Genomic DNA, 14,624 nt, shown 5'->3' with positions numbered 1-14,624 from the left:
GGAGGTCCACGGGTGCGGGTGGCGGTGGTGACGGGGCGCTACGCCCGGCGCCTGGACGGCGTGGCGGACTACGTGGGGCGCCTCGCGGAGGTGCTGCCGGGCGCCGGCGTGGAGCCGGTCGTCGTCTCCGCCCGGGGAGCGGACGCGCCGTGCGTCGAGGCCTGCCGCTCGTGGGGGCCGCGCGGGGTGCTCGACGCCGCCCGCGCGGTCGCCGACCTGCGCCCCGACCTGGTGCACGTGCAGTTCGCCCCCTCGGCGTACGGCTTCTCCCCCGCGGTCGGCCTGCTGCCGGCGGCCCTGCGCGGGCTCGTCCGGGCGCCGCTCGTGACGACGCTGCACGAGTACGGCTGGTGGTCGTGGCCGCCGCGGGTGCCCGACGGCGCCTGGGCCCCGCTCGAGCGGCGCCGCCTCTGGGACCGCGAGACGCTCCTGCTGGGCCCGCGCTCCGCGGCCCTCGTCGCGACGAACGCCGAGCACGCCGGGCACGTGCGGGACCGGCTGGGCCGCGAGCCGGTGGTCGTGCCGATCGGCGCCAACGTGCCCGACCTGGGCGCCACCCGGGACGAGGCGCGGGCGCACGCCCGGGAGGCGTACGGCGTGCCGGAGTCGTCCCCGCTGCTGCTCTTCTTCGGGTTCGTCCACCCCGTCAAGGGCGTCCGCCAGCTCATCGACGCGCTCGAGGACCTGCGGCGCGACGCCGACGTGCGGCTCGTCGTCGCCGGCGGCTTCACCTCGCTCGCGCTCCCCGAGACCGAAGCACGCGCTTTCCGAGCGGAGCTCGAGCAGCGGGCGCGCGACCGGGGCGTCGCCGGCGCGGTGCGGTTCACCGGGCACGTCGCCGCCGCGGAGGTCTCCACGCTGCTGCACGCCGCCGACGCGGTCGTGCTGCCCATGACGGCCGGGGTGACCACGAAGAGCGGGGCGCTGCTCGCCGCCCTCGAGCACGGCGCGCCCGTGGTCGCCACCGCGGCCGAGCGCCCCGACCCCGACCTCGTCGACGGCCGTACGGTCGTCGTGGTCCCCGAGCGGCGCGACGCGGACGGGATCGCGCGCGGCGTCCGCCGGGTCCTCGGCGACCCCGCGCTGCGCGAGCGGGTGGCGCGCGGCGGGCGGGAGCTCGCGCTCGCCCGCTCCTGGCCGGTGGCGGCGCAGCGGCACGCGGCGCTGTACCGGGAGGTGCTCGGGTGAGCGGGGTGGGCGGCGGCAGCGAGGTCCCGGGGGCCCGGGACGCGAGGGACGTCCGGGACGTCCTCGTGGTGGAGCTGCTCGGCGGCTTCGGCGACCTGCTCCTGGCGCTGCCGGCGGTGCACGCGCTGGCCCGCTCGCACCCCGGCGCCCGGGTCGGCGTGCTCACCTTCACCCCGGGCGACGCGCTGCTGCGGCACGACCCGCACGTGCACCGGGTGCTCGCGACGTCGGACCACGCCGAGGGCGCGCCGCGGGCCGCGGTGGCCGCGGCGCTGGAGCAGCTCCGCCCCGACCTCGTGGTGACCACGACCACGTACGACGGCATCGCCGACCTGTGCCGCTCCACCGCCCCCTGGGCCGTGACCGACCTGTGGGCGGGCGCGCCGGACGGGCAGCGGGTCGACCGCCGCTTCCTCGAGCTGCTCGTCGCGGCCGGCGCGGTCCGCGAGGACCTGCACGACCTGCCGCTCACGGTGCACCTGGCGCCCGGCGAGCGCGCCCGCGGGGCGCAGGTCCTCGCCGCCGCGGTCGGGGACGGGCCCGGCGGGCCGCCCGTCGTGCTCGTGCCCGAGGCCGGCATGCCCGTCAAGGAGTGGCCGGCCGAGCGCTGGGCCGGGCTCGCCGACCGGCTGCGCCGCCGTGGCCGGCCGGTCGTCGCGGCGACCGCCTCGGGGACGAGCCCGGTGCCGGGGGTGCCCGGGCTGGCGCCGCAGGACCTGCGCGGGCTCGCGGCGGCGCTCGCCGCGGCCGGCGACCGCGGCGGGGCCGTCGTCGGCGCCGACACCGGGCCGGTCCGCCTCGCCACCGCGGTGGGGACGCCCGCGGTCGCCCTCGTCGGGCCGACCTCGGCGGGGCGCTACGGGCTCGACCCGCGGCAGGGCACGAGCCTGCAGGGGCTCCCGGGCTGCCCGGTGCGCCGGCCGCGGTCGATCACCGAGCAGGAGTGCTGGTGGAGCGCCGCCTGCCCGCTCACCGGTGGCGGGGGCCCGGCGTGCATGGCGGACCTCGGCGTCGACGAGGTGCTCGCGGCGCTGGACGGGCTCGAGCGCCCCCGCCGCGCGGGCGCCCTCCCGGCGGACGGTGGCGCCCCGCTGGGCCGTCCGGGTGCGCCCGGCTAAAGGGCAGGACGCCGCTCCCCCGGCGCGGGTACGGTCGGGGACCGTGAGCGGGTCGGGCGCGGTCCTGGGCTCGCCGGACGGCTCCCGCCCGCGCGAGCGCGCCGCCGTGCGCCTCGCCCGCGAGGTCGCGATCATCGCGCTCGCCATGCTCGCGTACCGGCTGGCGCGCCTCATCACCTCCGGCGAGGTCTCCGAGGCGCTGGGCAACGCCCGGCACGTCCTGCACCTCGAGGACCTCCTGGGCCTGCCGAGCGAGCTCGCCCTGCAGCGCGCCGCGCTGTCGTGGACCTGGCTGGTGGAGGCGGCGAACGTCTACTACGCGGTGGTGCACTTCCCCGCGACCGTCGCGTTCCTCGTGTGGACGTACGTGCGGCGCCGGGAGCGCTACCCCTGGGTGCGCAACACCCTCATCGGGCTCACCGCCGTCGCGCTCGCCGTGCACCTGTTCACCCCGCTGGCGCCGCCGCGGATGCTCGAGGGACTGGGCTTCGTCGACACCGGCGCCGTCCTGGGCCCCGCCGTGTACGGCCCGCCGGAGACCGACCACGTCACCAACCAGTACGCCGCGATGCCGTCGCTGCACGTCGGCTGGGCGGTCTTCGTCGCCCTCGGCCTGGTCGTCATGACCCGCGGCCGGTGGCGCTGGCTGTGGCTGCTGCACCCGGCGGTGACGGTGCTCGTCGTCGTCGCGACCGCCAACCACTACTGGCTCGACGGGATCGTGGCCGTCGTGCTGCTCGGCCTCGTCCTGCTCGCGCAGCGGCGACCGCGGCGGCGGCACCGGGTCGCGGCACCGCCGCCGCGGCTCCCGGTGCCGGCGCCGCGGGCCGGCGCCGACGACCCGTCGCGGGTGCTCGACCTCACCGAGGTCGAGCGCTGCCGCAGCGGCTGCCGGCGCCCCTGACCCCCGCCCCGCCCCGAGGGGCGCGGCCCCTCAGGCGACCTCGAGCACGAGCTTGCCGCGCACGTGCCCGGCCTCGCTCACCCGGTGCGCCTCGGCCGCCCCCTCGAGCGGCAGCACCTGCTCCACCTCGACCCTCAGCTGCCCGGCGTCGACGAGCCGGGACAGCTCGGCCAGGTCCGCGGGGTCGGGGCGGACGAAGACGTACCGCCCGCCGAGGCCGAGCACCTGCTGGGCGTCGACGACCGAGACGATGCGGCTCGGCGTGCTCACGAGCAGCGCGGACGCCTCGAGCGCGTCGCGCCCGGCGAAGTCCAGCGCGACGGTGACCCCGCCCGGGGCCGCGGCCCGCACGCGCTCGGCGAGCCCCTCCCCGTACGCGACCGGGGTCGCCCCCAGCGAGCGCACGAAGTCGTGGTTGCGCTCGCTCGCGGTGCCGACGACCTCCGCGCCGAGCACCCGGGCCAGCTGCACCGCGAGGCTGCCGACGCCGCCCGCGGCGGCGTGCACGAGGACCGTGTCGCCCTCGCGCACGCCGGCGGCGCGCAGGCTCTGCCAGGCGGTCAGCCCGGCCAGCGGCAGGCCCGCCGCCTCCGCCCAGCTCGCCCGCTCCGGCTTGCGCGCCAGGCTCCGGATCGGGGCGCTGACGAGCTCGGCGTACGTCCCGCCCTGGATGTGGTCCTTGCGGGCGTACGCGACGACCTCGTCGCCCGGGGCGAACTCCGTCACCGACGGGCCGACCCGCTCGACCACGCCCGCGAGGTCCCAGCCCGGCACCAGCGGGAAGTGCGACGGGAACATCCCCGCGAGGTAGCCCTCGCGGATGACCCGGTCCACCGGGTTGACGCCCGCCGCCCTGACCCGCACCAGGACGGCGTCGGGCGCCACCAGGGGGTCGTCGAGGTCCATCGGCCGCAGCACCTCGGGGCCGCCGTACTCCGTGATCGCCATCGCTCGCACGGGTCCCGTCCTACCGCAGCCGGCGGCGGGCGAACCTCAGGAGCGCAGGCGGACGTTGACCTGCTTGGTCTGGGTGAAGCCGGCGAGCATCCCCTCGAGCGAGACCTCGCGCCCGAGGCCCGACTGCTTGTAGCCGCCGTACGACTGCCCGGCGACCTGCCCGCCGCCCTGGTTGACCTGGACCCACCCCGCCTCGAGGCGGTGCGCCGTGGTGAGGGCCTCGTCGAGGTCGTGGCTCCAGACGTACGCCGCCAGGCCGTAGTGCGTGTCGTTGGCCATCCGGACCACGTCGTCGACGTCGCGCCACGGCACCACGACGACCACCGGGCCGAAGACCTCCTCGCGCATGAGGCGGAAGTCGTTGCCGGGGGCGGTGAGGACCGTCGGGGTGAGGTAGTAGCCCTCGGTGAGCGGCCCCTCGGCCGGGGCGCTGCCGCCGAGCACCGCGGTGAGGCCCTCCTCGCGGCCGGCGTCGAGGTAGCCGCACACCGACGAGAACTGCTGCTCGTTGATGATCGCGCCCATGTCGGTCGCCTCGTCGAGCGGGTCGCCGACGGTCCAGGTGCGCAGCCGCTCGACGAGGCGCCCGAGCACCTCGTCGTGGACGTCCTCGTGCAGGAAGACGCGCGAGCCGGCGGTGCAGCTCTGGCCCTGGCGGCTGAACCGGGCGGACAGCAGCAGGCCGTCGACGAGCTGGTCGTCGACCCCGGACGGGAAGACGATCGAGGGGTTCTTGCCGCCGAGCTCGAGCGACACGTGCGCGAGCCGCTCCGCGGCGCTCACGGCGACCCGCTTGCCGACCTCCGTGGAGCCGGTGAAGGACACCTTGTCGACGCCCGGGTGGGCCACGAGCGGCGCGCCGGCCTCCTCGCCGGTGCCGGTGACGACGTTGAGCACGCCCGGCGGCAGGTGCTCGGCGCAGAGCTCGGCCAGGCGCAGGATGGTCAGCGGGGCGTCCTCCGCGGCCTTGAGCACCACGGTGTTGCCGGCGGCCAGCGCCGCCGGGACCTTGAAGCCCGCGATCATGAGCGGGGAGTTCCAGGGCAGGACGCCGCCGACGACCCCGAGCGGCTCGAGCCGGGTGTACTGCAGCTGGTCGTCCCCGGCGGGCAGCACCGTGCCCTTGACCTCCCCGGCGACGCCGGCGAAGTAGCGGAACAGCGCCGCGAGGAACGCGGCCTCCGGGCGGGCCTGGGTGCGCAGGGCGTTGCCCGTGTCGAGCGCGGTGAGGCGGGCCAGCTCCTCCTGGTGCTCCTCGACCGCGTCGGCGATGCGCCCGAGGGCGCGCTGGCGGACGGTGAAGTGCTGCGCCCGCCAGGCGGGGAACGCCGCGCGGGCCGCGCGCACCGCGCGGTCGACGTCCTCGGCCCGGCCCCGCGGCACCCGGGCGACGACCTGCCCGCGCCGGGACGGCGTCGTGACGTCGGCCCACTCCCCGGCCGCGGCCCCCACCCGCTCGCCCCCGACGAGCATGAGGTGGGTCGCGGGGGCGGCCCCGGCCGCGCTGGTGCCCTGCGCCACGTCGGTGCCTGCCGCCACGTCCGCTCTCCCCTGCTCGCTGGGTGGGTGCTGCCCGGTCCCCGGGGCGACGGCCCTCGGGGTGCTGGTCCTCGGTGCTGGTCCTCGGGGTGCTAGTCCTCGCGGCCGCGGCGCGCCATCGCCCGGTCCGCCTCGCGCTTGGCCTGCCGCTCGGCGAGGGCCTGGCGCTTGTCGTAGTTCTTCTTGCCGCGCGCCACCGCGATCTCCACCTTGGCGCGCCCGTCCTTGAAGTAGAGCGAGAGCGGGACGAGCGTCAGCCCCGCCTCCTGCGTCTTGCCGATCAGGCGCTCGATCTCGCGCCGGTGCAGCAGCAGCTTGCGCGGGCGCCGCGGCTCGTGGTTCGTCCACGTGCCCTCGGCGTACTCCGGGATGTGCACGCCCTGCAGCCACGCCTCGCCGCGCTCGACCACCGCGTAACCGTCGACCAGCGACGCGTGCCCGGCCCGCAGCGACTTCACCTCGGTGCCGACCAGCACCAGGCCCGCCTCGACGGTGTCCTCGATGTGGTAGTCGTAGCGCGCCTTGCGGTTCTGGGCCACCATCGTGCGCCCCTCGGCCTTCGCCGCCGCCTTCGCCTTGGCCCCCTTCACCGCCACGCCGTCACCGGCCTGGTCGTCGGCGTCGTCATCGGGGAGGGAGGGAGCACCCGGGGAGTGTACGGCGCCACCGGCTCCAGGCGGGCGCGCACCGGACGCCCCCCACCGCCGCGATCGTGCACGGACGGCGGCCGTGGCGGCCGCGACGACGCGCAGCCCGGGTGGCCCCAGGACCCGCGGCGCCGTCTGCGCATGATCGCGGCGGGCTCTGCCGGCAGCGGCCCCGCGGGCGGGTGCGCACCCGGACGCCCCACCGCCCTGGACGGGCACGAGCGGGGACCGCCGCGCGGGGGGCACCGGCCGCGCCGGGCGGCGTACCGGCCCGCGGGCTACAGGTAGGACATCGGGTCCTCGGGGGACCCGTCGACGTAGATGCTGAAGTGCAGGTGGCAGCCCGTCGAGTTGCCTGTGGTGCCGACGCTGGCGATCGACTCGCCCTGGGAGACCTGCTCGCCGGGGCCGACCCGGAAGCCGCCGCTCTCGATGTGGCTGTAGAGGCTGACGACGCTCTCGCCGTCGATGATCCCGTGGTCCACGGCGACCTGGTACCCGTAGCCGCCCCGGTACTCGGCCCACACGACCTCGCCGGGCGCGGTCGAGCGGATCGACGTGCCGCAGGGGGCGCCGAAGTCGGTGCCGTCGTGCAGCTTGTAGATGCCGGTGACCGGGTTGGTGCGCATGCCGAACGGCGAGGTGATGCCGTACGAGACGGGGCGCTCGAAGCCGCTGCTCGAGCGCGACGCGCGCGGCGGCTCGTCCTCCCGGTCCGCCGACGAGCCGCCCGACGAGGAGCTGCCCGACGAGCCGGAGGACGACGACCCGGAGGACGACGACCCGGAGGACCCGCTCCCGGACGAGCGCTCCCGCTCGGCCTCCTGCGCCGCCGCGGCGGCCGCCTCGGCGGCGGCACGGCGCTCCGCGGCCTCGCGCTCGGCGCGCGCCTTGGCGGCGCGGGCGCGCTCGACGAGCACGGCCTGCAGCCGGGACCGCTCGGCCTCGAGCTCGGCGAGGCGCCGCTGCTCCCCCGCCCGCTCGCGCTCGACCACCGCCGCCGCGGCGGCGCGGCGAGCGACGAGGCCCTCCACCTCCGCCTGGGCGGCGCGGGCCTGCTCCTCGAGCCGGCGGACCCGCTCGAGCTGCTCCTCGGCCTCGGCCTTGAGCCGCTCGGTGCGCTCGCGGTCCTCGGTCAGCGAGGCCCGGTGCGCCGACACCCGGCCGCGGTCCGCGGCGAGCTCGTCGAGCGCGTGGTCGCTGGAGCGGACCACCTCGCGCAGCATCGCGAGCCGGTCGGTCAGGTCGTCCGGGGTCTGCGCCTCCAGGACGACGGCGACCTCGCTGAGGGCGCCGCGCTGGTACGTCTCGCTGGCCATCGCGCCGATCGTCGTGCGGCGCTGCGCCATGCCCTCCTCGAGCCGCTGCAGCTCCCGCTGCGCCGCCCGCAGCCGCTTCTGCGCCCGCTCGAGCTCGCGCTCGAGCTCGCCGACGCGGGCCTGCGCGGCGACGATCCGGCCGTGCGCCGCGGCGACCCGGGCGCGCGCGGGCCCCAGGTCGGCCTCCGCCGAGCGCAGGTCGAGCACCGCGCGCGCCAGCTCGGCGTCGGTCTCGGCGAGGTCGTGGCGCAGCTGCTCCACCGACGCGTCGACCGCCGCCTTGCGCTGCACGGCGTCGTCGGCCGCGGCGGGCACGACGACGCCGAGGGTGATCGCGGTGGCCACGGCGACGAGGCCGACCGGTCGTGCACGCATCCGGGGCTGCTCCTGACGGACGAGGGGGTCCTCCGTGCGAGGGCACCGGCTGGGGGCGGCCGGCGGGCCATGCCTACCAGCGCCCTAGCGCCCGTGTCGCCGTACGACCTGCAGACTTGCCCTGCTCTTTGCCCTACTGCACGTGTTTCGTTATGTCCGGAGCGTCGACAGCAGCCCCAGGCGTCACACGCGCAGGTAGCGGCGGAGGGTGACCCAGGAGGCCACGACGCCGAGCAGCACGCCCAGCACGACGACCCCGGCGGCGGTCCACCACGCCACGCCGGTGTCGATCCAGTCGATCGACGGGATCGCCTCGACGGCCCGGCCCTGGATGACGACCTGGGTGAACAGCACCGCGAGGCCGCCGGCGACCAGCCCGCCGACGAGGCCGGAGACGGCGCCCTCGAGCACGAACGGCAGGCGGATGTAGAAGTTCGACGCGCCGACGAGCCGCATGATGCCGGTCTCGCGCCGGCGGCTGAGCGCCGCCAGGCGGATGGTCGTGCCCATCATGATGATCGCGGCGACGAGCATGACGGCGGCGAGGCCGAGGGCGAACTGGGTCATCCGGTTGAGCAGGTTGAACAGCGGCTCCAGGACCTCCTTCTGGTCCTGGACCCGGTCGACCCCCGGCGCGCCCGCCACCTGCTCGGCGACCACGGCGTACTCGTCGGGGTCCACGAGCGCCACGCGGTAGGACTCCGGCAGGCTCTCGGCCGAGACGGACTCCACGAGCGCGCTGTTGTCGTCGTACTGCTCGCGGAAGTTCTCGTAGGCCTCCTCCTTGGACTCGTAGAAGACCTGCTCCACCTCCGGCAGCCCCTCGAGCTGCGTGCGCAGCGCCTCGCGCTGCTCCTGCGTGACCTCGCCGCCGGCGCAGCCGGGCGAGTCCGAGGGCACGGCGCCGCAGAGGAAGACGGAGACCTCGACGCGGTCGTACCAGTAGTCCTTGGTCTCCTGCACCTGCGCGTTGAGCAGCACGGCGGCGGCGACGAACGTCAGCGAGACGGCCGTCGTGACGACGACGGCGATGGTCATCGCGAGGTTGCGCCGCAGGCCGATGCCGATCTCCGAGGCGACGAACTGGGCTCTCACAGGGTGGTCCTCCGGGTCAGCGGGAGTAGCCGTACACGCCGCGCGACTCGTCGCGCACCACGTGCCCGGCGTCGAGCTCGACGACGCGCTTGCGCATCTGGTCCACGATGTCGTCGTCGTGGGTGGCCATGACGACGGTCGTGCCGGTGCGGTTGATGCGGTCGAGCAGCTTCATGATCCCGACGGAGGTCGTCGGGTCGAGGTTGCCGGTCGGCTCGTCGGCGATGAGCAGCGCCGGGCGGTTGACGAAGGCGCGCGCGATGGCCACGCGCTGCTGCTCGCCGCCGGACAGCTCGTCGGGGCGCCGGTCCTCCTTGCCGGCCAGGCCCACGAGGTCGAGCACCTCCGGCACCACCGCGCGCACGGTCGAGCGCGGGCGCCCGATGACCTCGAGGGCGAAGCCGACGTTCTCGGCCACGGTCTTGTTCGGCAGCAGCCGGAAGTCCTGGAACACGGTGCCGATGCGGCGGCGCAGCGCGGGCACCTTGCGGTGCGACAGGCGCGCGACGTCCTGGCCGTCCACCGTCACCGTGCCGGACGTGGCGGTCTCCTCGCGCAGCACGAGGCGCAGGAAGGTCGACTTGCCCGACCCGGACTGCCCCACGATGAAGACGAACTCCCCGTCCGCGACCTCGAGGGTCACGTCCTCCAGCGCCGGGCGCACCTGCGTCGGGTAGCGCTTGGTCACGGAATCGAAGCGGATCACGGTCGCATCACGGTCGTCCACTGTAGGCGCGCCGGGCGCTCGGCGGGTCCACCCGCGCCCCTGCGGGTACCGTCGGAGGGGTGGCGACGGGCCGTGACCCGGCGCCCGGGGAGGCTGCCGTGGGCTGGAGGCGGGACCTGGCGTGCGCGCGCTGCGGCGGCAGGGTCGCGGACGGTGGCTGCCCGGCGTGCCGGCGGCTGCGCGCCACCCCCGGCGGGCCGCCGCGCGAGGCGGTGGCGGCGCTGCTGGCGGTCCTCGCGCTGGCCCTCGCGGCGCTCGGCCTCGAGGCCGGTCTGGTGCCCGCCGCGCCCTGAGCGGGGCTCAGGCCTTCTCCGCCTGGCGCCGCCAGCGGATGCCGGCCTCGATGAACCCGTCGATGTCGCCGTCGAGGACGGCCTGCGGGTTGCCCGTCTCGACCTCGGTGCGCAGGTCCTTGACCATCTGGTACGGGTGCAGCACGTACGAGCGCATCTGGTTGCCCCACGAGCCGCCCGAGTCGCCCTTGAGGGCGTCCATCTCGGCCTTCTCCTCGCGGCGGCGCACCTCGAGCAGGCGCGACTGGAGCACCCGCAGCGCGGCCGCGCGGTTCTGGATCTGCGACTTCTCGTTCTGGCAGGACACGACGATGCCGGTGGGCAGGTGCGTGATGCGCACCGCGGAGTCCGTCGTGTTGACGCTCTGCCCGCCGGGCCCGCTGGAGCGGAAGACGTCGATGCGGATGTCGGTCTCGGGGATGTCGATGTGGTCGGTGGTCTCGGTCACCGGCAGCACCTCGACCCCGGCGAAGGAGGTCTGGCGGCGCCCCTGGTTGTCGAACGGGCTGATGCGCACCAGCCGGTGCGTGCCCTGCTCGACCGAGAGGGTGCCGTACGCGTAGGGCACCTTGACCGCGAAGGTGGCCGACTTGATGCCGGCCTCCTCCGCGTACGAGGTGTCGTAGACCTCCGACGGGTAGCCGTGGCGCTCGGCCCAGCGCAGGTACATCCGCATGAGCATCTCGGCGAAGTCCGCGGCGTCCACCCCGCCCGCCTCGGCGCGGATCGTGACGAGCGCCTCGCGCGGGTCGTAGTCGCCGTTGAGGAGGGTGCGCACCTCGAGCTCGGACACCGCCTTGTGCAGCGCGGCCAGCTCGACCTCCGCCTCGGCGAGGGTGTCCGCGTCGTCCTCCGCCTCGGCGAGCTCCACGAGCACGGGCAGGTCGTCGACGCGCCGGCGCAGGTCCTCGAGGCGGCGCAGCTCGCCCTGGACGTACGCCAGGCGGCTGTTGACCCGCTGGGCGTGCTCCTGGTCGTCCCACAGGTCCGGCGCGGCGGCCTGCTCGTTGAGCTCGGCGAGCTCGCGGCGCAGCGCGTCGACGTCGACGACCGCCTCGATGCTCGCGAGCGTCGTCTCGAGGTCCTTGAGCCGCGCGGGGAAGTCGGTCGCCACGTCGGTCGAGGGTACGGCACCGGCGCGCCCCGCCCGGGGGCGCGCCGGTGCCGTGCCCGGCGTCGCCGCGGCGCCGCCGCGGCGGGCGGGCTCAGCGCCCGGCGAGCTGCTGGGCGAGCAGCGGCGGGAGCAGCAGCTCGGCCTTGCCCGGCCGGTCGGCCGCCGCGAGCGCCCGCGGGGCGTCGGCGAAGGGGACCGCGTCGGGCGCGCAGCGCGTGCCCGCGGCCGGCAGGGCGCCGCGCAGCAGGTACGCCGACACCTTCGCGTCGACGCAGGAGCTGGCGAAGAGCGAGGTGTGGCCCTGGCCGTCGAGGGTGAGCAGCCGGCTGCCCGGCAGGCGGCGGGCGGTGCTCACGGCGTCCTGGTAGCGCGTCGCCGGGTCGTACCGCGTGCCCACCACGAGGACGGGGTCGGCGGTCGGCACGTCGAACGGGCCGGCGTACCGGTCCGGGCCCTGGCCGGGCCAGCTCTGGCACACGCTCGACAGCCAGCCCCAGGCGCGGCCGAAGTACGGCCAGCGGCGGTCGGCCTCGGCGGTCGCCCGGCGCCAGGCGGCGTACGTGGCGGGGTTGTCGCTGTCGCTGCAGATGACCGAGGGCGCGCCCTCCACGACGTTGTCGTACTCCTCGGCGCGAGCGGACGAGCGCTCGACGCCGAGGGCCGCGCGCAGGTCCGCGAGGGCGCTGCCGGCGCCGGCCGCCGAGCTCGCGCGCCCCCGGGTCAGCTCGTCGAGCACCTGGTAGAGCTCGGCGAGCGCCGGCCACTCCGCCGGGTCGTAGAGGGCGCCGAGCGTCAGCGAGACGAGCTCGTTGTAGGTGAAGGGCACGGTGCCGCCCTGCCCGTCGGGCAGCTGCGCCGGCTCCGCGCGCAGCCGCGCCGCGAGCCGGTCGAAGCGCCGCTGCGGGTCGCCGGCGGAGAAGAGGCAGCTCTCGCCGCCGGCGTCGCACAGGGCGAGCATGCGGCGCAGGGTCTCGTACGCCCCCTGGTCGCTGCGCAGCCGCACGTCGACCGGCACCCGCTCCCCCGACCCGTCCACGCCGGTCGTCCACTGCACCGGGTCGATGACGCCGTCGACGACGACGGCCCGGACGCGGGAGGGGAACAGGGCGGCGTACGTCGAGCCGACGAAGGAGCCGTACGAGTAGCCGGCGAAGGTCGTGCGGCGGTCGCCGACGGCGCGGCGCAGCAGGTCCATGTCGCGGGCGACGTCCGCCGTCGTGACGTGGTCGATGACGGCCCCGGCGCGCTCGGTGCAGGCCGCCGCGATGCGGCGGTCGGCCGCGATCCACTGGCGCTCCTCGGCGGGCGTCACCGGGAACGGCACCGGCGCGGTCGCCGCGAAGGCGTCGTCGAGGCTCTCGAAGCAGCGGACCGGGGTGCTGCGGGCGATGCCGCGCGGGTCGAACCCGACGAGGTCGAAGCGGGCCCGGACCTCGTCGCTGTAGAGCGAGGTCGCGACGCCGCGGACGAAGTCGACGCCGGAGCCGCCCGGGCCGCCCGGGTTGAGGAACAGCGTGCCGATGCGCCGCGCCGGCTGCGTCGCCGGCACCTTGGCGAGCGCGAGGGCGATCGTCCGGCCGCGGGGCCGGTCGTAGTCCAGCGGCACCCGCGCGGTCGCGCACTGCACCCCGTCGCCGCACGGGCGCCAGCGCAGGACCGGCGTCGCGGCGGCCGCGACCTGCGCGGCCGCGAGGGCCTGCTCCGAGGCCGGGGCGGTGCGCGGCGCGGGGGCCGGGGCCTGGGCCCGCGTCGGGGCGGCGGCCGCGGGGACGACGGCGGCGAGCGGCGCGGCGAGCGCGGCCGCCAGGCCGGCCGCCGCGGCGGCGAGGAGCGGGCGCCGGGTGCGGCGCGCGCGCAGGGACGGACCAGCTGGGCTCATGGGATCCCCCGGGCGGGCCGGGGCCGACCCCCGGCGACGGGCGGGACCCTACGCGAGCCGGGCACGCAGCGGCTACGCCTCCTCGACGCTGCGTGGCCGCCGGTCCCGGGGGTCGGGCCGGCCTCAGACGAGCGGGTCGGCCGTCTCCTCCGACCCGCGGCGCTCCAGGACCGTCGTCGGCGCCGCGTCGGGCACCTCGGTGCGCGCCTCGGAGTCCTCGAGCACCACCTCGGCCTGCTCCTGCGGGTCGTCGCTGCCGACGGTGCCCTCCTCCGGCAGCAGGCTCGCCCGCGTCGCGGTGCGCTGCGCGTCGCGCGCGCGGTCGTGCTCGCCGGCGGCCGTCGGGCCGTCGGGCTGCGTGCGCGGGTCGGCGGGCGCGGTGCCCTCGGGGCTGGTGGGGGTCATGGTCGCGGCCTACCCCGGCCCGCGGCGGACGACACGGCGCCGCCGCGACGGCCCGCGGCGCGCGCGACGGCGCCGCCCGGCCCGACGGGGGTGTCGGACCGGGCGGCGCCGGAGCGGCCCGGGGGGCGGGCCGGGGTGGAGCGGGCTCGGGGACGAGCGGGCTCAGGGACGAGCGGGCTCAGGGACGAGCGGGCTCAGGGACGAGCGGGCTCAGACGCGGCGCAGGTAGACGCCGCGGGTCCAGAGCTTGACCTTGCGCACGACGTCACCGGTGCGCGGGGCGTGCCAGACGTAGCCGCCGCCGGCCCACACGGCGACGTGGTAGATGCCGCCGGAGTTGCGGAAGAAGACGAGGTCGCCGGGGCGCACCGTGCTCCAGCCGACGGGCTTGGTCGCCGCGAACTGGTCGCGCGAGGTGCGGGGGATGCGCTTGCCGAGCTTGGCGTACACCCACTGGGTGAGGCCGGAGCAGTCGAAGCGGGTCGGGCCCGCCGCGCCGTACACGTAGGGCATGCCCGCGCGGGTCGCGGTCACGGCGACGACGCGGTTGCCGAAGGCCGTGGCGGGGGCGGCGGCGCTCGCGCGCTCCGGGGCGACGGTGCCGAGCATGCCGCAGAGCGCGGCCGTGAGGACGGCGAGGACGACGAGGCGCAGGGCGGCCGCGCGCGGACGTGCAGGGACGACGGCGGTCATGGGTTTCTCCTCCGGTGTCGCCTGCGGAGGAGGACCTGTCGGGTTCGGGCACCGAGGACGCCCGGCCGCCGGTCGGCGGCTTCACCCCGAGGGGCGCTCGCGCGCCCCGCACTGCTCGGGTCCCCCGCTCCTGCCGCGCGGGGTGTCGTAGCCCCGGGACGGCGGCAGGACTCGGCGTCCGCCCGGGCGTGCCGCCCGGCCGGGCAGCGACTCCCGTACCTTCGACGACGTCCGGCCATGCCTCGAGCACGCGCGGGTCAAGGGCCGGTCAAGCCGGGTCAACTCTTGGTGCAGGAGCCGCTCCCAGGGGTTTCCCGAGCGCCCGTACGGGTGTCGGGGTCCGCCCTCCCGCCGGCCCGTCCACCTCGCGC

14 protein-coding genes are annotated in these 14,624 nt (G+C 76.9%); 4 read left to right on the top strand and 10 right to left on the bottom strand.

Annotated features, from left to right (window positions below; all coding sequences use genetic code 11):
• Window positions 1–18 precede the first annotated feature (18 nt).
• The 3 genes from D5H78_RS12440 to D5H78_RS12430 are packed head-to-tail and all read left to right on the top strand — an operon-like array spanning window position 19 to window position 3,210.
• On the top strand, window positions 19–1,188 hold the full coding sequence (locus D5H78_RS12440) for a glycosyltransferase (RefSeq protein ID WP_218566548.1): 1,170 nt from the start codon (window positions 19–21) through the stop codon (window positions 1,186–1,188).
• The gene (locus D5H78_RS12435) at window positions 1,185–2,306 is read left to right on the top strand and encodes a glycosyltransferase family 9 protein (protein ID WP_119950802.1); all 1,122 of its coding nucleotides are present in this window, start codon (window positions 1,185–1,187) and stop codon (window positions 2,304–2,306) included. Before D5H78_RS12440 ends, D5H78_RS12435 begins: the two co-directional genes overlap by 4 nt.
• A gap of 43 nt (window positions 2,307–2,349) precedes the next feature.
• A complete protein-coding gene (locus D5H78_RS12430; protein ID WP_218566547.1) occupies window positions 2,350–3,210 on the top strand; it encodes a phosphatase PAP2 family protein in 861 nt (286 codons plus the stop codon).
• 30 nt (window positions 3,211–3,240) lie between these two features.
• Here the strand turns inward: D5H78_RS12430 and D5H78_RS12425 are convergent, their stop codons facing one another.
• From D5H78_RS12425 to ftsE, 6 genes are all read right to left on the bottom strand, one after another.
• Complete coding sequence (locus D5H78_RS12425; RefSeq protein ID WP_119950801.1) at window positions 3,241–4,167, bottom strand: NADP-dependent oxidoreductase; 927 nt, start codon at window positions 4,165–4,167, stop codon at window positions 3,241–3,243.
• A 36-nt stretch (window positions 4,168–4,203) separates the two neighbouring features.
• The gene (locus D5H78_RS12420) at window positions 4,204–5,640 is read right to left on the bottom strand and encodes an aldehyde dehydrogenase family protein (RefSeq protein WP_119950868.1); all 1,437 of its coding nucleotides are present in this window, start codon (window positions 5,638–5,640) and stop codon (window positions 4,204–4,206) included.
• A gap of 158 nt (window positions 5,641–5,798) precedes the next feature.
• Window positions 5,799–6,296 (bottom strand): SsrA-binding protein SmpB, encoded by a 498-nt coding sequence (gene smpB, locus D5H78_RS12415; RefSeq protein WP_281268696.1) that lies wholly within the window; start codon window positions 6,294–6,296, stop codon window positions 5,799–5,801.
• 335 nt (window positions 6,297–6,631) lie between these two features.
• Window positions 6,632–8,047: a murein hydrolase activator EnvC family protein gene (locus D5H78_RS12410; protein WP_119950800.1), complete on the bottom strand. Its 1,416-nt coding sequence runs from the start codon at window positions 8,045–8,047 to the stop codon at window positions 6,632–6,634.
• Window positions 8,048–8,230: 183 nt separating this feature from the next.
• Window positions 8,231–9,142: a permease-like cell division protein FtsX gene (gene ftsX / locus D5H78_RS12405; RefSeq protein ID WP_119950799.1), complete on the bottom strand. Its 912-nt coding sequence runs from the start codon at window positions 9,140–9,142 to the stop codon at window positions 8,231–8,233.
• Between the two features lie 16 nt (window positions 9,143–9,158).
• On the bottom strand, window positions 9,159–9,848 hold the full coding sequence (gene ftsE, locus D5H78_RS12400; protein ID WP_119950798.1) for a cell division ATP-binding protein FtsE: 690 nt from the start codon (window positions 9,846–9,848) through the stop codon (window positions 9,159–9,161).
• Between the two features lie 80 nt (window positions 9,849–9,928).
• Between ftsE and D5H78_RS12395 the strand changes: the two genes are divergently transcribed.
• Window positions 9,929–10,162 (top strand): hypothetical protein, encoded by a 234-nt coding sequence (locus tag D5H78_RS12395; RefSeq protein ID WP_133412055.1) that lies wholly within the window; start codon window positions 9,929–9,931, stop codon window positions 10,160–10,162.
• Between the two features lie 7 nt (window positions 10,163–10,169).
• On the opposite strand, the gene prfB is transcribed toward D5H78_RS12395, so the two are convergent.
• The 4 genes from prfB to D5H78_RS12375 all read right to left on the bottom strand — a co-directional run bounded on the left by prfB (window position 10,170) and on the right by D5H78_RS12375 (window position 14,253).
• Window positions 10,170–11,276 (bottom strand): peptide chain release factor 2, encoded by a 1,107-nt coding sequence (gene prfB / locus D5H78_RS12390; RefSeq protein WP_119950796.1) that lies wholly within the window; start codon window positions 11,274–11,276, stop codon window positions 10,170–10,172.
• Between the two features lie 91 nt (window positions 11,277–11,367).
• Window positions 11,368–13,155, bottom strand: coding sequence for an alpha/beta hydrolase (locus tag D5H78_RS12385; RefSeq protein WP_119950795.1), 1,788 nt, complete (start codon window positions 13,153–13,155; stop codon window positions 11,368–11,370).
• 123 nt (window positions 13,156–13,278) lie between these two features.
• On the bottom strand, window positions 13,279–13,560 hold the full coding sequence (locus D5H78_RS12380; protein WP_119950794.1) for a hypothetical protein: 282 nt from the start codon (window positions 13,558–13,560) through the stop codon (window positions 13,279–13,281).
• Between the two features lie 210 nt (window positions 13,561–13,770).
• On the bottom strand, window positions 13,771–14,253 hold the full coding sequence (locus D5H78_RS12375) for a C40 family peptidase (protein ID WP_119950793.1): 483 nt from the start codon (window positions 14,251–14,253) through the stop codon (window positions 13,771–13,773).
• Window positions 14,254–14,624: the final 371 nt, after the last annotated feature.

The sequence above is a fragment of the Vallicoccus soli genome (assembly GCF_003594885.1).
GTDB classification, from domain to species: Bacteria; Actinomycetota; Actinomycetes; order Motilibacterales; family Motilibacteraceae; genus Vallicoccus; species Vallicoccus soli.
This window is presented reverse-complemented; position numbering and strand designations above follow the sequence as displayed.